We start from the raw sequence: 23,670 nt of genomic DNA, 5'->3' as shown, positions 1-23,670 counted from the left end.
ATAAGCAGTGGGTGGGGGACTTGCATATAAGATGTGATGCAGATCAGGAGCGGATAATCCTGATCATACGCCACAGAAGCAGGATCAGGATCAGGAGGCCGGCGCCGCCGATCACAAAATAAGGAATTGGAGAGCGGGATTCTGAGTAAGCTTTTGCGGCATCCATATTGTCATCATTTTCCTGAACCTCTGCGGTAGTGCTTTCTGTGGAGGTGTCTTCCACCACTGCAGTTCCCACCTGAGCTCCGCCAAAGGAATAGGTGCGGAGAATCTGGCCATCGGATTCCGTATCTTCCGTAGTAAGATCATCCGAAGTTGCACCGGACGGAACCATTACGGTACCTCCGGACAGAATGTGGAAATCTTCTTCCGAAAGATCCAGAAGCTGGAAATTGGCAAAACCGTAGTCCATAAGAGTAACCGCTTCATTGGCTGTCTGTCCGGTCGCTCCGTTCATAACAACGCAGATCAGTGTGGTGCTGTTGCGTTCAGCCGCAGTTACCAGGACGCTTCCGGAAGTAGTGGTAGTACTCTCACGTCCGCCGATACAGCCCTGGTAATAAGTGGCGGAAGTCGGATTTGTCATGGAAAAGGAACTGGTGAGGTTTCTGGCACCGCCGGAAACATTGGTGGCCGGTATGGTATAGGAAGTGGCTCCGGAAATTGTCCGGAAACTGTCATTGCTGATTGCTGCCTGCATGATCAGAGACAGGTCGTGGGCGGTGGTGTGCTGATTATCGTCCGGAAGACCGGTAGGATTGGTAAATACGGTATTGGTACAACCAAGTTCCTGGGCGCGGTCATTCATTTTCTGGACAAAAGCATCCACAGAACCGCCGATCTGTTCTGCAACCTGAAGGGCAATATCATTGGCAGAAGCCAGCATGATCGCATAGAGGCACTGCTCCATGGTAAAAACTTCTCCGAGCTGTGAGGAAATATGGGCGCCTCCGTCGGTGACACCGGATACACCGGTTTCTGTCATTGTCACCTGATCGGTTAACTGGCTGTTCTCCAGCGCCAGAAGGCAGGTCATGATCTTAACTGCGCCGGCAGGGGAGAGCGCGGTATCCATATCTTTGGCGTAGAGAATGGTATCGGAAGAATCTTCCATGACTACGGCAGATGCGGAAGTGATCTCAGGCCCCTGTGGCCATCCGCTGATGGAGTTGGTTGTAATACCGGATGTGGCGGCAGCAGCGGTTTCTTCTGTGGCGAAAACTGGAGTCTGGAACACCATGGAAGCTGAGATCCCAAAGGCCAGAAGCGCCGCGGTTATTCTTGATTTTTTCATAATATATGGTACTCCTGTATAAAAAATAATTCTTATGTAAGCAATACATACGTAAATGTTACTGTTCACTCCGTGACCAGCAACACGTAAGCACAGTATAACACACTTTCTCTCTTCCTTGCAAAAAAAATGCGGTAATGTTAAAATACGTTTATCAAATTGAGTAATACGGAGAAAATATATGAGTAAAGATGATTCCACAGGAAAGATTCAATGGGACAGGCTTGTGAAGAAGCTTTCTCCCTATACAGTACAAAAGGGCTTGAGATACCTGAAGCATTACGGACTGAAAGAATTCTGGATCAGGCTTCATGAACGCTTTGAGCCGGAAGAAGTTCCCTACGGACCGTGGTATGAGGCATACAGGCCAACCGAAGAGACTCTTGAGAAGCAGCGAAAGAGGAAATTTCCGGATGGCCCGCTGATCAGTATTGTAGTGCCTGCATATCTGACACCGGAGAGGTTCTTAAGACAGATGCTTGATTCTCTGCTTGCCCAGACATATCAGAACTGGGAACTCTGTCTCGCAAATGGCAGTCCGGAAGATCCGGATATGCAGCTTGTACTGAGATCCTATGCAGAGATGGATAAAAGGATCCGCTATGAAGATCTGAAGGAAAATCTCGGTATCGCTGAGAATACCAATGCAGCCTTTGCCATGGCAAGAGGAGATTTTATCGCACTTCTGGATCATGATGATCTGCTTGCACCCAATGCTCTGTATGAGATCGCAGCTGCACTGGAGGAACATCCGGAGGCAGATGTGATCTATACCGATGAAGATAAGGTCACAACAGATCTGTCCGAGCATTTTCAGCCACATCTGAAACCGGATTTTAACCTGGACCTTTTAAGATCCAACAATTATATCTGTCATTTTCTGGTTGTGAGACGTTCAGTTGTGCAGAAAGCCGGAGGTTTCCGCAGAGAATTTGACGGAGCGCAGGACTATGATTTTATTTTCCGCTGTGTGGAACAGGCACGTGAGGTCATCCATGTACCGGAGATCCTTTACCACTGGAGAACCCACAAATCCTCCACAGCGGATAACCCGGCAAGCAAGATGTATGCTTTTGAGGCAGGAAAGCGTGCCATTGAGGGAAATCTTGAACGAACCGGAACTCCGGGAACTGTGGAGCATACCCCGGATTTCGGATTTTACCGTGTGAAATATCCGGTGCAGGGGGAACCGCTGGTGTCCATTATCATCCCCAACCGGGAAGAAAAAGAAACCCTTCAGGCCTGCGTGGAATCCATTTTTGAAAAAACTGTCTATAAGAATTATGAGATCATTATCGTGGAGAATAACAGCGGTTCCGACGAGATCTTCCGTTACTACCGGAAGCTTTCTGAAGACCCGAGGATCCATCTGCTCCGCTGGAAAAAAGAATTCAATTATTCTGCCATCAATAATTTTGGCGTGCGCCATGCAAAGGGAGATTATCTGCTTTTCCTGAATAATGATGTGAAAGTGATCGATCCGGACTGGCTTTCGGAGATGCTTGGTGTCTGCCAGCGACAGGAAGTAGGAGCTGTCGGGGCCAAACTGATCTATCCGGATAATACCATCCAGCATGCAGGCTGTGTGGTGGGAATGGGCGGCATTGCGGGACATATGTTTGTAAATATGCCGGCAGAACGTACCGGATATCTGCATAAAGCATCCCTTCTGCAGGATATGAGCTGTGTGACAGCTGCCTGCATGATGATGAAAAAAAATGTTTTTCTGGAAGCAGGCGGCTTTACAGAAGAACTCGCGGTAGCATTTAATGATGTAGATCTCTGCCTGAAAGTGAGGAGCCACGGCCATCTGATCGTCTATGATCCGTACGTGAAACTTTATCATTATGAGTCCAAATCCAGAGGTGCGGAGGACAGTGAGGAAAAAGTCCGTCGATTCCAGTCGGAAATCGAATATATCCGTTCTCACTGGATAGACATCCTCAAAAACGGAGATCCGTACTATAACAAAAATCTTTCTCTGTCAAAATGGAATTATTCCCTGAAGCCTCTTCCGGGAATGGGAAAGAAGAAGGGATGAACCAATGCAGGAAGTATCAGTAGTCATACCGAATTTTAACGGGATGGCATATCTGGATGGTGTGCTTTCAAGTCTTGAGAGACAGACCATCCGCAATTTTGAGGTTATACTGGTGGACAATGGGTCCACAGACGGCAGCTGTGCTTTTGTTTCTGCGGAATATCCGTGGGTCCACATGATCCAGCTTCCGGAAAACTATGGATTCAGCAGGGCTGTGAATGAGGGAATTCATGCGGCACGCTCTCCGTATGTGCTGCTTCTGAATAATGACACGGAAGCAGAACCGGATTTTCTGGAAGAGATGGTAGCGGCCCTCAGAAGACATAAAAAAGCTTTTTCCTGCCAGGCAAAAATGATCCAGCTTCATGACCATGACAAGATGGACGATGCGGGAAATTATTACTGTGCACTGGGATGGGCGTTTGCCAGAGGGAAAGATAAGGATATTAACCATTACGATAAAGAGCAGAAGATTTTTTCCGCCTGCGCGGGAGCTGCCATTTACAGAAAAAAAATCATCGACCGGATCGGAGATTTTGATGAAGAGCATTTTGCCTATCTGGAGGATCTGGATATCGGTTATCGCGCCCGGATCTTTGGGTATCAGAACTGGTATGCTCCAAAGGCGAAAGTTTATCATGTGGGAAGCGGAACAAGCGGTTCCAGATATAATCAGTTTAAGATCCGGTATTCATCCAGAAATAATATTTACCTTATTTACAAGAACATGCCGTTCCTTCAGATCGTTCTGAACCTTCCATTTCTGCTTGTCGGATTCGGGGCAAAAATCCTGTTTTTTGCGTCAAAAGGCTTTGGCAGGGAGTATCTGGCAGGAATTAAAAATGGCTTCCAGATCAGCCGGAAGAACAGGAAAGTAAAGTTTTCCATGAGGAATTTTCCACGTTATATCCAGCTGCAGGTTGAGCTCTGGATCAACATTTTTAGGCGATTTGCCGGTTAAAACTCCATATTTTCACAGAAATTTTATATTTCGGAGGGAAGATTTTGTTGCTTTTGGGATGCATCTATTATAAGATAAAAGCAATGAACTTAAATGAGGTGACGGAAATTGATTAAAGATAACCAGAAAAATTTCAGTCGTCTCCATATGCTGATCGATGTATTTGTGATCGCAGCCTCTTATGCGCTGGCGTGGCTGATCCGTTTCCAGGGAATATTTGAACATTCCGCAGTTCAGTCCAAGACCGTTCAGGAATATATGTTTATGCTGATCTTTATCATTCCTGGATATGTGCTTTTATATCAGGCATTTGATCTTTATACACCGATGCGAATGCAGGGGCGTCGTCTCGTGCTTGCCGGAATCGTGAAGGCAAACGCGTTAGGGCTCCTTATCATCATGTTTGCACTTTATAATTTTAAAGAACTGGATTATTCCCGTCTTACACTGGTTTCCTTCTGTTTTATCAATATTGTCCTGGAATGGCTTGTACGCATGTTTGTGTTTTACATTCTCCGGGACATGCGGAAGAAAGGAATGAACCAGAAACAGGTGCTGCTGGTTGGATACAGCCGTGCCGCTGAGGAATATGTGGACAGGATCCTGCAGAATCCGCAATGGGGATATGTGATCAGGGGCATACTGGATGACAATGTGCCGGCAGGCACTACCTATAAAGGAGTCAAGGTGATCGGGCGTATTGCCAATCTGATGATCATCCTTCCATCCAGCCGACTGGATGAGATAGCTATTACCCTGGGCTTAAGTGAGTATTATCGTCTGGAAGAGATTGTTGCACTCTGCGAGAAATCAGGAGTACACACGAAATTTATTCCGGATTATAATAATATTATTCCGACCAAACCGTATACAGAAGACATTCTCGGACTTCCGGTGATCAATATCCGGTATGTGCCGCTGAGCAATACGTTTAATGCAATGATCAAGAGGACGATGGATGTGATCGGTTCTTCGATCGCGATCATTGTTTCATCGCCGGTGATGCTGATCCTGTGTATCCTGATCAAGCTGACCTCTCCTGGTCCGCTGATCTATAAACAGGAACGTGTTGGCCTTCATAATCAGACTTTCCGGATGTATAAATTCCGTTCCATGGAGATCCAGAAGGAGTCCGAAGAAAAGAAAGCATGGACTGTAAAAAACGATCCACGTGTCACCGGAATCGGAAAATTCATGCGTCATACCAGTCTGGATGAACTTCCACAGCTTTTCAATATCCTGAAAGGGGAGATGAGCCTTGTGGGACCGAGACCGGAGAGACCGTTTTTTGTAGAGAAGTTTCGTGAGGAAATACCGCGGTATATGGTGAAACATCAGGTGCGTCCGGGCCTTACCGGATGGGCACAGGTAAATGGTTACCGTGGAGACACTTCTATCAGGAAGAGGATCGAATGTGATCTGTACTATATCGAAAACTGGTCAGTAGGATTCGATATCAAGATCATGTTCCTCACCATATTTAAAGGCTTTATCAACAAGAATGCATACTAAAAAGGGGAAAAGGAAAAGATGTCAAAACCTCGGAAAAAAAGAAGAAAAGTTCTGTTTATCCTGGAAATTATCGTACTGCTCCTGTTTATAGGAGGCTTATATGTTTACGGTCAGATCTCAGCCAAGCTGGACAAGATCGATATTCAGGAAACAGATCTTCAGGAACAGGATATCGTAACCAATGACCAGGCACCGCAGATGACGGGTTATACCACATATGCACTGTTCGGACTGGACCACAGAAGCAAGAATGAGAAGCTGAACACAGAGAACAGTGATACCATCATCATTGCAAGTATCAACAACGACACGAAGGCAGTCAAGCTGGTATCTGTTTACCGAGACACACTTCTCAATGTGAAAGATGATACCTATTCCAAAGCCAATGCAGCATATGCCCTTGGCGGACCGGCACAGGCAGTTAATATGCTGAACACAAACCTGGATCTTAATATTACAGATTACGTATCCATTGATTTTGACGCACTGGTAACAGTAATAGACTGTCTGGGAGGACTGGATATCCCGCTTTCCTATGCGGAGATCGTTCATATGAACAACTACTGCGTGGAAACTGCGGAAGAGACTGGCAAGAGTTATACACCGGTAGAGCTGCCGGAGCCGAAGCCGGAAGATCAGGAAGCGATTGTCGGAACCTATCATCTGAATGGTGTACAGGCTACTTCCTACTGCCGTATCCGTTATACGGCAAGCCTGGATATGGGACGTACAGAGAGACAGAGAAGAGTTATCCAGATGATCGTTGACAAGGCAAAAAAAGCCGGCCTTTCCACAATCTTTGATATCATGGATCAGGTTTTCCCGATGGTCAAGACATCTGTTTCCAAGACAGAGATCCTGAAGCTGATCCCGGCAATGATCGGATACTGCATTGATGAAACAACGGGATTCCCGCAGGACTATAAATTTGCTACAGTTAAGGGCAGTGTCATTGTACCGACAACTCTGGATTCCAATGTACTGAAGCTGCATCAGTTCCTGTACGGAAATACAAATTATACACCGACACAGGATGTACTGAACAAAAGTGCGCAGATCGCTGCGATTGTAGGCGGTGGACAGGTACAGGATACAGCGCCTGCGGTAACGGACGCTCCGAATACAACAACGGATGATTCGTATACCTGGGAGGGAAGTACAGACACTTCTGCCGATTACAGCTACGATGACACGGATTACAGTAATAATACAGACTACACGGATTACGGCAATGACACCAGCGATGATACGGATTATTCCGGTGGTGGAGACGATTCGAATACAGATTATTCCGGCGGCGGAGACGATTCAGGAAACGACGATTCCGGTGCAGGAGATACTGGCGATGATACGTCTGGAGGCGGAGATGAATCCGGCGGAGATGACGCTGGGGGAGATGCTGGCGGCGGAGATGGCGGCGCAGGAGCTGACGATCTCTCAGACGGAGAATAAAAAATTAAAATAATCAACCAGCAGAAGGGACCATCCGGTGAGGGTGGTCCTTTCTGGACAGGAGAGAATTATGAATGCAGTAAAAACAGATGTAATCATACCGGCATATCACCCGGGAGAAGAATTTGACAAACTTCTGGAGCGCCTCAGCGCACAGAAATATCCTGTCAATAAGATCATAGTTATGAATACAGAGAAAAAATTCTGGAGAGAAAACTGGGAACAGAAGTATCCGCTGGTGGAAGTCCACCATCTTACAAAACAGGAATTTGATCATGGTGCAACAAGAAGAAGGGGAGCAGAGCTTTCGGATGCGGAGATCCTCATATTTATGACTCAGGACGCATTACCGGCAGACAGAAATCTGGTTGGAAATCTTGTTCAGGCTGTTGCCGGGAATGAAAAGACAGGAGCGGCCTATGCACGACAGCTTCCCAAAAATGACTGCGGTTTCCTTGAAAAATATACCCGTTCGTTTAATTATCCGGAGCAGTCCTGCCTTAAAACAGAAAAAGATGTAGAGACCAGAGGAATCAAGACATATTTTTGCTCAAATGTCTGTGCAGCATACGATCACAGGATCTACAATGAGATCGGCGGATTTCCGGAACATGCTATTTTTAATGAAGATATGATCTATGCAGGCTGGATGGTAAAAAAAGGTTATGCGGTTGCTTATGCAGCAGAGGCTAAGGTTTATCACTCTCATAATTACAGCTGCAGCCAGCAGTTTCACAGAAATTTTGATCTTGGCGTTTCCCAGGCAGAGCATCCGGAAGTTTTTGAAGGAGTTCCGTCTGAGGGGGAGGGAGTGCGCCTGGTAAAAAAGAGCCTGTCTTATCTTCTGAAAACCGGACATATCTGGATGATCCCCGGACTGTTTTTTCAGAGTGCTTCCAAGTATGCCGGATATTTCCTCGGAAAAAGATATCAGAAACTTCCTGAAAGACTGATCCTGTTTTGTACTATGAGTCCGGAATACTGGAAAAAACAGAAATGATCAGGAAGAATCAGCGGGTCACGATTTTTTAAAGGATATATCACAGTTTGAACACAATTGCCTGTTAAACTGTTTTTTATAAAGCAGATGGCATAAGAAAAATTTGAGAAGGGAGCACTAGGGTCATGAGTGAAGAAAACAGATGGGATGAAGATCTGCCAGAGGTAAACGAAAATGTTCCAACAGAAGAGAAACCTCTGGATACTTTTGGAAATACAGATACCGGCAGTGCTGCAGATAACAGTACTGAAAATATAGATATTGCACAGAAACCAATGGCTCATCCATATTCCGCAGGCCGGAGAATGCAGGAGAACGGTTACGGAAATGGAACAAACAGCAGCAATTTTCAGAATAATACCAGTTTTCAGGAAAAACCGAAATATGCACATTATGAAGTGCATCAGCCGCAGGCAGGAAATTATGCGGGAGGAAGTATTCCACCGAAGAAACCTCATAAACCGAAGACAGCTCATGGAGGCGGGAACGGCGGCTTTGGAAAGAAGGCTGCAACAGCCGTTGCCCTGGCAGTGATCTTTGGACTGGTGGCAGGTGCTGTTTTTCAGGGAGTAAATATTGCGGCAGATAAATACAGAGATAATAACAGCAGCAGTACACAGATCGGAAAAACAGAAACTGTTACCGGTACAGAAGAAAGCACAGATGGCAGTTCCACAGAATCCAGTGTGAAAAGCATCGTAGCAGAGAGCGGAACAGTAGCCGGAGTTGCACAGGCGACGATGTCCTCGATCGTTGCGATCACTTCTGTCAGTGTACAGGAGATCCCGAGCTTTTTCGGATATGGAACAAGACAGTATCAGAGTGCGGGAAGCGGTTCCGGAATCATTGTAGGTGAGAATGACAGTGAACTTCTGATCGCAACGAATAATCATGTGGTATCCGGCGCAACAACACTTACCGTATGTTTTGCAGGCGGAGATGTAGTCGGTGCGGAAGAAGAGACACAGGCGATGGCCAGTGGCGACAGTATTACAGACAGTTCAGATAGCAGTGTGGATGTGAATAATGCGGTATCAGCCAAGATCAAGGGAACAGACGAAGAGAACGATCTGGCAGTAATTGCTGTAGAGAAGTCCGATATTCCGGAAGAGACGATGAATGAGATCAAGATCGCACAGATGGGAAGTTCCGACGATCTTGTAGTAGGTGAGCAGGTAGTTGCGATTGGTAATGCTCTGGGTTATGGCCAGTCAGTCACTTCCGGATGGGTAAGTGCCCTGAACCGTACCATCAGCACAGAGGATGGTGATACCAGTGGACTGATCCAGACAGATGCGGCTATTAATCCCGGAAATAGTGGTGGTGCGCTTCTGAACATGAAAGGCGAAGTGATCGGGATCAATGCGGCCAAATACGCAGACAGTCAGGTGGAGGGAATGGGATATGCAATTCCGATATCCAAAGCAGAACCGATCCTGGAAGAGCTGATGAACCGCGAAACACGTGATAAAATAGAAGACACTTCAAAAGTTGGTTATATGGGAATCAAAGCTGCGGACCTTACAACAGAGGCAATCCAGATGTACAATATGCCGGCAGGAGCATTTCTTACAGAAGTTACACCAGGTGGTGCGGCAGATAAAGCCGGGATCAAAAAAGGTGATATCGTTGTAAAACTGGATGGGCAGAAGGTAAGCGGCAAGAATGATCTGGTGGATAAACTTCAGTATTACGAATCAGGCGAAACCGTGGAAGTGGTAATTGCAAGAGCAAATAACGGAGAATATAAAGAAGAAACCGTAGAAGTCACTCTTGGAAGCAAGCCGGCTTCTGACAACTGAAAACAGAAATCTGGACAGGGAGCTGCGTTTTTTGCGGCTCCCTGTTTTATAAAAACTTAATTTGATACGTCGGGATTATGTGGTATAATATGCATTATGACACAAGACGGAAAACGAAACCGGCTTCCGTCTTATAAAAACCAGAAAGGAAATGTTATGGCAGATCAGTTTGATAATAATAAAGACAATGACCAGGAGCAGAAATACGAGAAATTCTGCTTTTTATGCCGCAGACCGGAGAGTCAGGCAGGGAAGATGATCGACCTTCCCAATAATATACATATCTGTGCAGACTGTATGCAGAAGAGCTTTGATACTATGAATACACAGATGAGCAATGGAAATTATTCCGATCTTTTTAACATGCCAAATGTGAGCATGATCGATCTTAGCAGTCTTCAGAATCCGGGAAATCAGGCGAAGAAGATCAAGAAGAAATCTGAAACCCCGAGGCCGGTGATCGATCTTAAAGATATCCCGGCACCGCATAAGATCAAGGCAACGCTGGATGAATATGTGATCGGACAGGAATATGCCAAGAAAGTAATGTCCGTAGGTGTATATAATCATTATAAGAGAGTTGCTACGGACACCATGGATGATATTGAGATCGAGAAATCCAATATGCTGATGATCGGACCGACAGGATGTGGTAAGACTTATCTGGTAAAAATGCTTGCCAAACTCCTTCAGGTGCCGTTGGCTATTGCAGATGCCACCTCTCTTACAGAGGCAGGATATATTGGTGATGATATCGAGAGCGTGGTATCCAAGCTTCTTGCAGCAGCAGATAATGATGTGGAGAAAGCAGAGCACGGAATCATCTTTATCGATGAGATCGACAAGATTGCCAAGAAGAAGAACACCAATCAGAGAGATGTCAGTGGTGAGGCTGTGCAGCAGGGACTTCTGAAACTTCTGGAGGGAAGTGAGGTCGAGGTGCCGGTAGGTGCTACCAGCAAGAACGCAATGGTCCCGATGGTGACTGTAAATACAAGAAATATCCTGTTTATCTGCGGCGGTGCTTTCCCGGATCTTGAGAATATCATCAAGGAGAGACTGAACAAGCAGGCTTCTATCGGATTTTACGCAGATCTGAAGGATAAATATGACAATGATCCTCATGTACTGGAGAAGGTAACTGTAGATGATCTCCGTGCATTTGGAATGATCCCGGAGTTTATCGGACGTCTTCCGATCATCTTTACACTGAATGGACTGACAGAAGACATGCTTGTGAAGATCCTCAAGGAGCCGAAGAATGCCATCCTGAAACAGTACCAGAAACTTCTGGCGCTGGATGAAGTAAAGCTTGAGTTTGAGGACGGAGCACTTCATGCTATTGCACGTAAGGCACTGGAGCGTCACACAGGCGCCAGAGCACTTCGTGCGATTCTGGAAGAGTATATGCTGGACATTATGTACGAGATTCCGAAGGATGATAATATCGGTGAGGTAGTGATCACAGAAGGATACATCCAGGGAAATGGCGGACCGAAGATCCTGATGCGTGGTCAGGAAACTCCGCTGCTGGAAGGATAAAGATAACACAGGAAGCAAATAAAAAGGAGCGTGACAGATATGGCGAAGAGCAGTTTTTGGGATGATCTTGGAAATGCACTGACACGGAAAGCGAAGGGCCTCAGTTCCAAGGCGGAGAATCTCTATGAGATCCAGAAGATCCGCAATAAACTTTCTGCACAGGAGCGTATGACAGAAAAACTGATGATGGACATCGGAAAAATGATCTACACCCGTTATGAACACGGAGAAGCTGTTGACGGAGAAGTGGGAGCAATCTGCGAGGAGATCAGCCAGCACATGCTGGAGGCGGATCACTTCCGGGATGCCATTGCAGCCAGCAAGGGCGAGAAGTTCTGTCCGGCCTGCCATAAGGCAGTAATGAGAGAAGCAAGTTTCTGCCCTTACTGCGGCGCCGCGTGTCCGACAGCAGAACTGGAAGAAAAAGCCACTGACGTGATCGAGCAGGCAGAGGAAGAACTGAAAGACGCAGCAAATGCAGAAGTTACGGAAGCAGAGGAAGTAACAGAGGCAGCAGAAGAAACAGAAACACCGGAGAAGGAAGTATCCGGAAGAGAAACGGAAACGATGAAGACTGAAGAAGCCGCTCCGGAAGCAGAGACTTCGGAAGAAACAGATACGCAGGAAGTGGTGGAAGAAGCAGAAGAAACTGCAACAGAATCTGAAGAAAAAACGGAATAAATATTTGAGATGTGGCAGGCTCCTGAGAGAAAGGGAGCCTGTTGCTGTATTTTTTACAGGGAAAGGAAACGAAAACACATGGAAAATACTTGCCTTCAATATGAGAACAGTCTCACAAGACAGGCAGAAGAATCAATGGATATATGGACGAAAGAACTGGCAGATATGAGTGAAGAACTGATGAACGATCCGATGGCTGTTGTCAGGAGCCTGAACGATGCCAGAAATCTCTGTACAGCCGGATTTTTGATGAGAAGGCAGATACAGGCATCTTTTTCTGAACTTTTGCGTGATGCTTCCGAAGAAACAGGGGAATCCTATGAAGATCTGACCGTAAATAACAATGTCCCATGGCCGGAGAAATTTCTTAAGAATCTGAGTTCCAGGCTGGAAAAATATATGTTAAAGGAACAGAACGAGGTAGTGAAGGCAATCGAATGGTTTCAATGGCTCAGTGACAAAAAATATCCCAGAAAAAGAGAACTTGCGGTAAAACTGTCTTTCCTTTTAAATATGGATGATTATACTACGACAAAATTTCTCCTTGCCTGTGGACACGAACCGTTCAGCGTAAGAAATCCGCTGGACTGTATCTGCCTGTTCTGTAAAATGCTGCGTCCCCAGGGTGACTGGACTAAAGTTAAAAGCATACTCAAAAAATATGAACAGAACAGACCACAGGATGCAGAAGATGCCGGGAAAACGCAGACTGTGGGAAATATCGGCATGACCAGAATGATCAGTAACCAGATACCGGAACTGGCCGGTATCAGTGTTCCGGAATCTGAGCGGGAAGATATGGAAGACAAACTGATCGAATATATGTATTCTGTAGATCCAGAGTTTACCAGACGAAAAATCCTCGTGAAGAAAGATAAAAAAACGAAAAAAGTGGTATCGGATAATCTTTCTGTTTACTATTCCGGATACTCCCTGCAGCGAAGAAAAGACCTGATGGAACTGACACGCTATCTTGTAAAACTGTATCCAACTTACGATTACTGGGCATATCACAAAGGTGACCGCAGAAACGATGCAGTCGGAAAGGTTTCAAATTCCGGAGATAACCAGGTTAAAGTTGAGATCGCGGAAGATGGTTATCCGGATATGGGAAGTCTGGCCAGGGCATTTATGTGTGCTCATGGCTGGCAGTTTGCAGAACCTGGGGAGTTTGGCCTGCCATCACATGGAAGTCTGAAGACGAAACATGACAATATACCATTTAATAAAGAAATTTATCTTGTGTGTAAGGCTTATGAGAGAAGCAACCGTCTGGGAGCAATCAGACGCTTTGTGGAAAAACCGGACAATGCGGCCATTGTTGAACGTAAAGATATACTGTTGCTTGCGTATCTTTTTATTTCCGGATATTCAAGAAATGAAAATGAAGATTTACGGAATGAACTTTATGAAATGGCAGAAGCAAACGAAGAAAAACATTTTTCTGAAAATATGGAAAACATTCTCGGGCAGCTGGAAGATGTTGTTGACAGCTGGGATGAATACGAAAAAATAGAAGGTTATATCAGCTGCATCAATGGATTTCTGATGATGTTTTCTTTTGAACCACTGTATCCGCCATTTCCTCTGGACCGGTTTGTTCTTTATGCGCTTGTGGCGGAGGAGATAGGAACACCGGGGCTGTCATGGGATGGAAAAACCGAGAATTTAAGTGATATGTGGCTGGAATCCGGATATGGAAACGTAGAAGAAGTGTGAATGAGAAAAAGGAAAAAACAATGCGAAAAGTACTGCAGGAAGGAACATGGATCCGTTTATCCCAGGGTGAACTGTATAAAATTACCGGAAAACCTATCGGAGAAGGCGGCGGAAGTATTGTATACCCATGTAAAAAAATATCTTATCTTGATGGGAAAATTACAGTCAGTGAAATTGACTATGCGTTAAAAGAGTGTTTTCCGCTGTCAGCTGCGTTTGTTTTTGAGAGAAGAGAAGATGGTGAGATCGTATCTGCGTCAGAAGATCCGGCATCCGTCCGTTATCTGGATTCTGTCAAAAAAATGCAGATGCAGGAGCAGGAGATAACAGGGAAAATTTACAATACCGCTGCCAGAACGATTCCCGTCATCAGCGCTTCCGGGGAAGTTGAGCTCTCTTTTGATGAGGGACATACTTTTCATCTGGTAAATAACACTGTTACAATCATGACATCACTGGAATCCAAAGGAAAAGCACTGAAATCTTATCTTTCCCAGGGAGAAAAATTTTCGGTTGTCCAGGCATTTCAGATCATAAAACAGGTATTATTCGCGGTGAAAGAAGTTCATGAAGCAGGTTTTCTCCATCTGGATATCCAGGACGGAAATGTATTTATAAAAGGAAGCCTCTCAGAGGAAGATAATCTGGTTTCTCTGGTAGATTTTGGAGCGGCGAGACCTGTCTGCGAGGACGGGTTATGTCCTGTGATTCGTGACAGAGCATTATTTTCCACAATAGGATTCGAGTCGCCGGAGATTGTCGGGCACAATGATGGAACTCTGAGGCTGGGAGCAGAGGCAGATCTGTACAGTGTGGGATACCTGCTTCTTCTGATGCTGACCGGAAAGAGATACACCCAGAGGGAACTTGACTCTGCGAATATCGGCCTGTATCTTTCAAAAAGAAAACTGAAAAAGCTGAACTGTCCGGCTCATATGGCGGATAAAGTCCATCAGATCATTTCGAAAGCGTTAAAGAAAACGCCGGAGGAGCGATATCATTCCTGTGAAGAAATGCTGGCAGATGTATCGGATCTTATTCATGCGCTGCAGCCGTATAAAAGCGATCTTTCCCAGGTTGTATATGATGCGTTTATCTGCTATCGTCATGGGGAAACGGACAGCCAGGCTGCAAAAATACTTCAGCAGAAACTGGAACATTTCCACATTCCGTGGATGCGTAAAAATAAAATAAAAAAGATCAGACGGGTTTTTATGGACGAAGGGGAACTGTCATCCTGTTCTGATTTTGGGCTCCAGATCCGGGAAGCACTGAAAAATTCGGGATGGCTGATCGTGATCTGCTCTTCTGAAACCAAAGATTCCCCCTGGGTTAATCTGGAAATAAAAACATTTCTTGAATTTCATGACAGATCCAGGATACTTGCCGTAGTAACAGAGGGAGAACCGGAAGATGTTTTCCAAAAGGAACTGCTGGGCAGTGACAGGACCGCAGAGGTCCTTGCGGCCGATGCAAGAGGGGAAACACCGGAACAGGTGCTCCGAAATGTAAAGAAAAACGTACTGTTAAAGATTGCGGCTCCAATCTTAGGAACCACATATGATTCCCTGAAACAGAGGCAGAGAAATTATATCATAAAGAAATATGCAGTCATTGGATCTCTGGCTGTGCTGATGGCAAATGCTTTTTTCCTGTTTGCCATGGACAGAAACCACAGGATCGAAGAACAGAACCGGCGGATCATGGAAAACCGGGCGGAGGATCAGGTGGCTCTGTCTGCGGAACTTCTGAAGGAAGGAAACCGGGAAGAAGCGTTACAGGCTGCTCTGGAAGCACAGGAAGAAGGGGATACACCAGTGATCCCGGAAGAGATCTATGCATTGAATTCTGCCCTGTACAGTTATCATCATGAAGGAAACGTAGAAGGTTTCCGGCCGGACAGACAGGTGGAACTGGAAAATAATACAACGGATATCGGTGAAAGCAGTCCGGATGGAAAGGTGTTTTTCTGTCTGGATGAATCGGGAATCGCATATTTTTACAATATGGAAGACTGGTCTTTGAAGTGGAAGTGTAAACTGGAGGAGGAAACTTCTGCATTTATAGATGGAAAGTTTGTTTCTGAGGGAAAAATATTGTTGTTTTCACAGAACACAGCGTACTACACAGACATCGAACAGCAGAAATGTATAAAAAGGATTCCGTTAAAAGAAGAGGACAACATGCTGGAAACTCCGGTCTGGGCACTTCATGATGGAATGCTTGTATTTGGCTGCGAGTCTCTGGATGGAGTTTATGTGTATCGGTATGACCTGAACCAGGACAGCATGGAAAAGATCAGACTGACTGTGGATACAATGGATCATATAACTTCCATCGCAATTTCTCCGGACGGAAATACTCTGGCAGTCAGCTGGGTTGATTATGCTTCCGGGGATATCTGGGACGGAGGCATTCAGACGGTTGATCTGAATACCGGAAAACAGACAACACTGGAAGCTAATCATGTTTCCGTGATCCGTTTTATCAGTAATTCGGAATTCCTTACCATAGAATGTGAGAACGTGCCTTTTGGAAGTGGTGGAATCGATGATAAAAAAAGATACCGTGAAGCAATATATCAGATGGAAAAGGGAAGAGTGTGGGAAAATACGACCCATTATCTGCGGACACAGTATGAAGATTCTCTGTATGCAGATGCAGCAGTATATGAAAATTTTCAGTTTGACAGTGAAAAAAAGGCAGACGTGATCTTGGTCAACCTGGGTACACATCTGATGATCATTGACAGGAATACATATAACATATTATGTGAAGAAGATTTTTCATATCCAATCGTGAAACTGGCAGTGTATAATGAAAGTACAGTGCTGCTTGGCCTTGCGGACGGAAGTGTGGAACGGTTCTGGATGGATGATCGTCAGAAGATTTTTTCCGCGGAAGACAGTTCTGTTGGCGGTTTTTTATATGATGCGAATAAAAAAGTGATCATTCAGATGAAGGACGGGACGCCGTTTCTGGTCATTTCTCAGATCGCGCAGGATACATCCATGAAACCGGCAGAGGCACAGGATATAAAAAAGAAAATTCAGACAGAAAAAACTGTGGAGAAGACGACAGAAGGAACACGGGTTCAGGGAGCGTCAACAAAGCGTTTTGCAGTCATAAATGATACATCGATCGATGTGTATGACGGAGAGAAGAAAGAGCCGTTTTTCACGATTTCCCGCAATGGGGCAGATGAACCACTGGTGGCATTTTTTAAAGAAGATGAACAGCTGGTGGTATACTGCGACAGAAAAGTTACGATCTGGGATCTTGCTTCCGGAAAAAATATCGCCACACAGGTGGTGGATATGGATTCTGCACAGAAAACAGATATTTTGGCAGATCCGAAAGGCAGATATCTGGCGCTGTATACAAGAGAGGGCCAGGTAAGCGTCCATTCCCTTGACGGATGGCTGGAAAGAGTACTGAATATCTATTCTGTGGATGAAAATTCTCAGCTGCACCCGTATGCGGATATTCCTTATGCTTATGTGGATCTTGAGAAAGAGATGATATATGCGCTGGGACGGGATGACGACAGATATTATGGTATTTCTTTCTACGGGTACAGAGAGCTGAGGGAGAAAGCGGAGCAGATCCTGGGGGACAGAAAAGAGAAAACGGTGGATATCACATATATTTTCGGATGATTTTGCAAAAATGTCCGGGGCACTGACGTCATTGCCTGGAACAGGGAGCATCTAACTCACAGAGCACATAGCTCATATCATCAAAATTTCTGGTGTTTATCATTTTCTGATTCAGGAGATCCTGATTCTGCACAGAAAAGATACCGGAAGTGAGTGGCGCGTTCAGGCCGTTCATTCCATCGGATAAGAGGATGATCCTTCTGGCACCAGGTTTTGTCCAGCGATAAAAGCGCAGGTAATAAAAAAGCGGGCAGTTCATGGTCAGATAGGTTGAATTTGGCTGATCTCCTCTCTGAGGAGAAGAGACAGTCTTAAGGAGATCACTGCTGCCAACGTTCCACAAGATGCTGCCGTCTCCCAGATGAACACCGACAAATCTGCCGTCATTGTCTATGGAAATGGCAAGCATGGTTGTTGCCAGCAGCCGGGGATCGATCTGCATTTCTTTTGCCATTTTTTTTAATTCAGTGTCCACAGTCCTGGTCAGCTGCATCCGGATATCGGGAAGGGCACCATGAAGATACTGTTCGAAATTAAGATGAAGATTTCCGGCCAGAGTACTGGCAGCTACACTGGCCGCAATGCCACCATAGGGGCTGCTTCCAGCCCCGTCGCATAAAACTATGGTTGTCTGTGTGGCATCGGAAAGTATTCTGATCTGATCCTGACACCGGCTGATGTCAAATCCGTGGCATTTTCCGGCAGTGCGGAAAGATCGAACATGTATCATAGGAAATGTCCTTTCAACGCATTGGTGGACGGTTTTCTTTCTGGAAGGAGAGAATGGTGATTCCCTGGTAGCGAAGGATTCCGATATCGCCTGCAGAAAAAAATACTTTACGTGGTTCGAAAGTTCTGAGTTTTAAACGTTCTCCGTTTTCGAATTCTACAAGATACCATCCAACGAAGAGAGTATCTGTGATTTTTTCAAGGATTTTTGCACGTGTTGCGAAGACAGGTTTGTTTTTATCGGATTTTTTTATAAAATAGAAAATAGTCCAGACTAAAATAGCAAAACCAGCCATTATAATAAAAAATGTTGTGAAAGCGCCAAAAAGTGCATCGTAATCATAAGTATTAAATCTAATTGTCATTATTTTTTCCTCCTGTTGTAAATATGAATGAAGTTAACGTGTATCGGTGTCTGAGATTTATGGCTTCATGATCAGGTCCTCCTTTTGTTTTGGAAATGTGTTGTTCTTTGAACTGACTACATCATAGCGAAAATGGGAGAGGACCCGGGTTTTACTTTTTTCCTGGTATTTTGTGGAGGAAAAATGGAAAAAATAAAAGAGCTGCTGCCTTCCGAATGAAAGTTCCTCCGGGAAGCAACAGCTCCTTTTGATTTTGGATAAAATAAAAAAGAATGCAGGAAATGGGACTTGAACCCACACGATCTTGCGACCACAGGCACCTGAAGCCTGCGCGTCTGCCAATTCCGCCATTCCTGCATTTTGTCAACCGGCTTACTTCGCTTTGTTTGCTCCGCTCGTCGACTGCTCACTTATAATAACCCAGGAACTAAAGAATGTCAATAGAAAAATTCAAAAAAATTAAAAAAATTCAAAAAAAATATTTTAAGTTAGTTTTATACATTTTTTTTGCATATGGTGTTGAAAAATGACGATTCCTGTGATACAATTTTGAAGATTTAGGATAAAATAAGAGAACAAAGAAAGGGAGATTGTATGAAAGCATTTCTGATATTGGAAGATGGCCATGTATTTACAGGAACTAGCATTGGTTCTGCAAGGGAAGTCATCAGTGAAATTGTCTTTAACACTTCCATGACCGGTTATCTGGAAGTAATGACAGATCCTTCTTACGCAGGACAGGCGGTGTGTATGACATATCCGCTGATCGGAAACTACGGAATCTGTTATGATGACCAGGAATCAAGGAAGCCGTGGATTGACGGATTTATTGTACGCGAATTATCACGAGTTCCCAGCAACTTCAGAAGCGTAGACACCATTCAGCATTTTCTGAGCAAAAACGACATTCCGGGAATCGCAGGAATTGATACCAGAGCACTGACTAAGATCCTTCGTGAGAAGGGAACCATGAACGGAATGATCACAGTTGACGAGAACTATGACCTGGATACAATCATCCCCAGATTAAAAGCATATACAACAGGAAAAGTGGTAGAGAAGGTTTCCTGCCGCGAAAAGGAAGTGCTTAAGGGGAACGGACCGAAGGTTGCGCTTCTTGATCTGGGCGCCAAGAGAAACATCGCACGCTCACTGAATGAGAGAGGATGCCAGGTTACCATTTACCCGGCTCTGACACCGGCAGAAGAGATCCTTGGAGACAATCCGGACGGCATCATGCTCAGCAACGGCCCTGGAGATCCGAAGGAATGCACTTCTATTATTAAAGAAATCAAGAAACTCTATGACTCCGATGTGCCGATCTTTGCCATCTGTCTTGGACATCAGCTTATGGCTCTTGCAACAGGCGGAGATACCCATAAGATGAAATACGGTCACAGAGGTGGAAACCATCCGGTCAAAGACCTGGAGACAGGAAGAGTTTATATTTCTTCTCAGAACCATGGCTACGTAGTAGACGCAGAAGGCCTTGAGGAGAAAAACATCGCACATCCTGCATTTGTAAACGTCAACGACGGAACAAACGAGGGTATGGCATATAATGGAAAGAACATCTTTACCGTACAGTTCCATCCAGAAGCATGCCCGGGACCACAGGATTCCAGTTACCTGTTTGACAGATTCATGAAGATGATGGGAGGAGAGAAATAATGCCAAGGAATAAGGACATAAAAAAAGTACTTGTGATCGGCTCAGGTCCGATCGTAATCGGCCAGGCAGCAGAGTTTGACTATGCAGGAACCCAGGCATGCCGCTCTCTGAAGGAAGAGGGCATGGAGGTTGTACTTTTAAACTCCAATCCTGCTACCATCATGACAGATAAAGACATCGCAGACAGAGTTTACATCGAGCCTCTGACTGTTGAGGTCGTAGAGCAGCTGATCCTCAAAGAAAAACCGGACAGTGTACTTCCTACACTGGGTGGCCAGGCAGGACTGAACCTTGCCATGGAGCTTGAGGAGAAAGGCTTCCTGAAAGAGCACAATGTACGACTGATCGGTACCACAGCAGCTACCATCCGTAAGGCTGAGGACCGTCAGGAGTTCAAAGATACCATGGAAAAGATCGGCGAGCCGGTTGCAGCATCCAAGGTCGTTACAACCGTAGAAGATGGTGTGGAGTTTACACAGACCATCGGATATCCGGTTGTTCTCCGTCCTGCATACACACTTGGCGGAAGCGGCGGCGGTATCGCACACAACGAGCCGGAGCTTCGTGAGATCCTTGAGAATGGTCTCCGTCTTTCCCGTGTAGGCGAGGTTCTTGTAGAGAGATGTATCGCCGGATGGAAAGAGATCGAGTACGAGGTAATGCGAGACAGCGCAGGAAACTGCATCACAGTCTGCAACATGGAGAACATTGACCCGGTTGGTGTCCATACCGGTGACTCCATCGTAGTTGCTCCTTCCCAGACACTTGGAGATAAAGAGTACCAGATGCTTCGTACATCTGCGCTTAACATCATCACAGAACTTGGTATCACAGGTGGATGTAACGTACAGTACGCTCTTCATCCGGAGAGTTTTGAGTACTGTGTCATCGAGGTTAACCCTCGTGTAAGCCGTTCTTCCGCACTTGCAAGTAAGGCTACCGGTTATCCGATCGCTAAGGTTGCGGCCAAGATCGCACTGGGCTACACACTGGATGAAATCCCGAATGCCATCACAGGAAAAACATACGCAAGCTTCGAGCCGATGCTGGACTACTGTGTCGTTAAGATCCCGCGTCTGCCATTTGATAAATTTATCACAGCAAAACGTACACTGACCACACAGATGAAAGCTACCGGTGAGGTTATGAGTATCTGCCATAACTTTGAGGGTGCTTTAATGAAAGCCATCCGTTCCCTGGAGCAGCACGTAGACAGTCTGATGTCCTACGATTTCTCCCATCTTTCTGATGAGGAACTTCTGGACGAGCTGAATATCGTGGATGACCGCCGTATCTGGAAGATCGCAGAAGCCCTGAGACGAAATATTTCCCAGGAGAAACTTCACGAGATCACCAAGATCGATATCTGGTTCATCGACAAGCTGGCAATCCTTGTTGAGATGGAGCAGGCTCTGAAGACCCAGAAACTGGACAAAGACCTTCTTCTGGAAGCAAAACGAATGGAGTTCCCGGACTACATCATCGCAGATCTCACAGGCAAGACAGAAGCCGAGATCAAAGAGCTGCGTAAAGAGTACGGCATCCGTGCAGCATATAAGATGGTAGATACCTGTGCGGCAGAGTTTGCGGCAGAGACACCATACTATTATTCTGTATATGGCGATGATCAGACAGAGAACGAAGCAATCGAGACCAAAGATAAAAAGAAGATCCTGGTACTTGGTTCCGGACCGATCCGTATCGGACAGGGTATCGAGTTCGACTTCTGCTCCGTACACTGTACATGGGCATTTGCAAAAGAAGGATACGAGACTATCATCATCAACAACAACCCGGAGACAGTAAGTACAGACTTTGATATCGCGGACAAACTGTATTTCGAGCCACTGACACCGGAAGATGTTGAGAATGTTGTAAATATCGAGAAACCGGACGGAGCCGTTGTTCAGTTCGGTGGACAGACAGCCATCAAGCTTACCGAAGCACTGATCAAGATGGGCGTGAAGATCCTTGGAACATCTGCTGAGAACGTAGATGCCGCAGAGGACAGAGAGCTCTTTGATGCCATCCTTGAGAAATGCCAGATCCCGAGACCGAAGGGACACACCGTATTCACAGCAGAAGAGGCGAAAAAAGCTGCCAACGAGCTGGGATATCCGGTACTTGTCCGCCCGTCCTACGTACTTGGAGGACAGGGAATGCGTATTGCTGTCAGCGATGAGGATGTGGAAGAGTACATCGGAATCATCAACCAGATCGCACAGGAGCATCCGATCCTTGTTGATAAATATCTCATGGGTAAAGAGATCGAGGTCGATGCGGTATGCGACGGTGAGGACATCCTGATCCCTGGAATCATGGAGCACATCGAGCGTGCAGGTATCCACTCCGGAGACAGTATTTCCGTATATCCGGCACAGACCATCAGCCAGAAAGCAAAAGATACCATTGCCGAGTACACACGTCGTCTTGCACAGGCACTTCATGTGATCGGTATGATCAATATCCAGTTTATCGTTGTAGGCGAGGATGTATATGTTATCGAGGTTAACCCACGTTCCAGCCGTACAGTACCGTATATCAGCAAGGTAACAGGAATCCCGATCGTTCCTCTTGCAACAAGAGTCATCCTTGGACACAAGATCAAAGAGCTTGGCTACACACCGGGACTTCAGAAAGAGGCAGAGTATTTCGCGATCAAGATGCCTGTATTCTCCTTCGAGAAGATCAGAGGCGCAGATATCAGCCTTGGACCTGAGATGAAATCCACAGGTGAGTGCCTTGGTATTGCAAAGACCTTCAATGAGGCTCTTTACAAAGCATTCATCGGAGCAGGAATTCGCCTTCCGAAACACAAACAGATGATCATCACTGTGAAAGATGAGGATAAAAAGGATATTATTCCGATCGCCAAGAGATTTGAGGCTCAGGGATACCGTATCTTCGCAACAAGAGGTACTGCAAATGTCCTGACTGAGAATGGAATCAAGGTAACACGTACCAACAAGCTGGAGCAGCCGTCTCCGAACCTGATGGACCTGATCCTTGGCCACAAGATCGATGTTGTCATCGATACACCGCCACAGGGTGTTGAGCATCAGAAAGATGGTTTCGTCATCCGTCGTAATGCTATCGAGACAGGCGTTAACGTACTTACAAGCCTTGATACTGCAGAGGCTCTGGTTACAAGTCTTGAGAACACAGACCTGAACAATCTGACTCTGGTAGACATCGCGAAGATTGATAATCGCTAAAGGTCATGAAAATGTAAAAAAAGCGTA

At 45.7% G+C, this 23,670-nt stretch carries 15 protein-coding genes and 1 tRNA gene; 12 read left to right on the top strand and 4 right to left on the bottom strand.

Annotated elements, in window-relative coordinates; genetic code table 11:
* Window positions 1-43: 43 nt before the first annotated feature.
* Entirely contained in the window at window positions 44-1,294 is a 1,251-nt protein-coding gene (locus G5B12_RS00685) for a D-alanyl-D-alanine carboxypeptidase family protein (RefSeq protein WP_174087566.1), read from the bottom strand.
* Window positions 1,295-1,475: 181 nt separating this feature from the next.
* On the opposite strand from G5B12_RS00685, the gene G5B12_RS00680 reads away from it, so the two are divergent.
* The 10 genes from G5B12_RS00680 (at window position 1,476) to G5B12_RS00635 (ending at window position 17,663) form a co-directional block, all read left to right on the top strand.
* Window positions 1,476-3,335: a glycosyltransferase family 2 protein gene (locus G5B12_RS00680; RefSeq protein ID WP_021976717.1), complete on the top strand. Its 1,860-nt coding sequence runs from the start codon at window positions 1,476-1,478 to the stop codon at window positions 3,333-3,335.
* Window positions 3,336-3,339: 4 nt separating this feature from the next.
* Window positions 3,340-4,296, top strand: a complete 957-nt coding sequence (locus tag G5B12_RS00675; protein ID WP_021976716.1) for a glycosyltransferase family 2 protein — start codon at window positions 3,340-3,342, stop codon at window positions 4,294-4,296.
* 108 nt (window positions 4,297-4,404) lie between these two features.
* On the top strand, window positions 4,405-5,808 hold the full coding sequence (locus tag G5B12_RS00670) for an undecaprenyl-phosphate glucose phosphotransferase (protein ID WP_021976715.1): 1,404 nt from the start codon (window positions 4,405-4,407) through the stop codon (window positions 5,806-5,808).
* Between the two features lie 18 nt (window positions 5,809-5,826).
* A complete protein-coding gene (locus tag G5B12_RS00665) occupies window positions 5,827-7,260 on the top strand; it encodes an LCP family protein (RefSeq protein ID WP_174087565.1) in 1,434 nt (477 codons plus the stop codon).
* Window positions 7,261-7,330: 70 nt separating this feature from the next.
* The gene (locus tag G5B12_RS00660) at window positions 7,331-8,260 is read left to right on the top strand and encodes a glycosyltransferase family 2 protein (RefSeq protein ID WP_021976713.1); all 930 of its coding nucleotides are present in this window, start codon (window positions 7,331-7,333) and stop codon (window positions 8,258-8,260) included.
* Window positions 8,261-8,385: 125 nt separating this feature from the next.
* Window positions 8,386-10,062, top strand: coding sequence for a S1C family serine protease (locus G5B12_RS00655; protein ID WP_118169400.1), 1,677 nt, complete (start codon window positions 8,386-8,388; stop codon window positions 10,060-10,062).
* Window positions 10,063-10,218: 156 nt separating this feature from the next.
* Entirely contained in the window at window positions 10,219-11,604 is a 1,386-nt protein-coding gene (gene clpX / locus G5B12_RS00650) for an ATP-dependent Clp protease ATP-binding subunit ClpX (RefSeq protein ID WP_021976711.1), read from the top strand.
* A 39-nt stretch (window positions 11,605-11,643) separates the two neighbouring features.
* Window positions 11,644-12,285 (top strand): zinc ribbon domain-containing protein, encoded by a 642-nt coding sequence (locus tag G5B12_RS00645; RefSeq protein WP_021976710.1) that lies wholly within the window; start codon window positions 11,644-11,646, stop codon window positions 12,283-12,285.
* 78 nt (window positions 12,286-12,363) lie between these two features.
* Entirely contained in the window at window positions 12,364-14,004 is a 1,641-nt protein-coding gene (locus G5B12_RS00640; protein WP_021976709.1) for a hypothetical protein, read from the top strand.
* A gap of 20 nt (window positions 14,005-14,024) precedes the next feature.
* Window positions 14,025-17,663: a protein kinase domain-containing protein gene (locus G5B12_RS00635; protein WP_174087564.1), complete on the top strand. Its 3,639-nt coding sequence runs from the start codon at window positions 14,025-14,027 to the stop codon at window positions 17,661-17,663.
* Window positions 17,664-17,691: 28 nt separating this feature from the next.
* Here G5B12_RS00635 and G5B12_RS00630 read toward each other — a convergent pair whose 3' ends face one another.
* From G5B12_RS00630 to G5B12_RS00620, 3 genes are all read right to left on the bottom strand, one after another.
* The gene (locus G5B12_RS00630) at window positions 17,692-18,393 is read right to left on the bottom strand and encodes a protein phosphatase 2C domain-containing protein (protein WP_021976707.1); all 702 of its coding nucleotides are present in this window, start codon (window positions 18,391-18,393) and stop codon (window positions 17,692-17,694) included.
* Between the two features lie 13 nt (window positions 18,394-18,406).
* On the bottom strand, window positions 18,407-18,757 hold the full coding sequence (locus tag G5B12_RS00625) for a hypothetical protein (protein WP_021976706.1): 351 nt from the start codon (window positions 18,755-18,757) through the stop codon (window positions 18,407-18,409).
* A 273-nt stretch (window positions 18,758-19,030) separates the two neighbouring features.
* Window positions 19,031-19,114 (bottom strand) — tRNA-Leu (locus G5B12_RS00620).
* Between the two features lie 237 nt (window positions 19,115-19,351).
* On the opposite strand from G5B12_RS00620, the gene G5B12_RS00615 reads away from it, so the two are divergent.
* Together G5B12_RS00615 and carB are read left to right on the top strand one after the other, a co-directional pair.
* Complete coding sequence (locus tag G5B12_RS00615; protein ID WP_118062010.1) at window positions 19,352-20,428, top strand: carbamoyl phosphate synthase small subunit; 1,077 nt, start codon at window positions 19,352-19,354, stop codon at window positions 20,426-20,428.
* Complete coding sequence (carB, locus tag G5B12_RS00610) at window positions 20,428-23,643, top strand: carbamoyl-phosphate synthase large subunit (RefSeq protein ID WP_021976704.1); 3,216 nt, start codon at window positions 20,428-20,430, stop codon at window positions 23,641-23,643. The genes G5B12_RS00615 and carB overlap by 1 nt, the downstream gene beginning before the upstream one ends.
* Window positions 23,644-23,670: the final 27 nt, after the last annotated feature.

This window comes from Blautia sp. MSK.20.85, from assembly GCF_013317245.1.
Classification (GTDB): Bacteria; Bacillota; Clostridia; order Lachnospirales; family Lachnospiraceae; genus Blautia_A.
The sequence above is the reverse complement of the archived record's forward strand: the minus strand, read 5'-3'. Positions and strand labels throughout refer to the sequence as shown.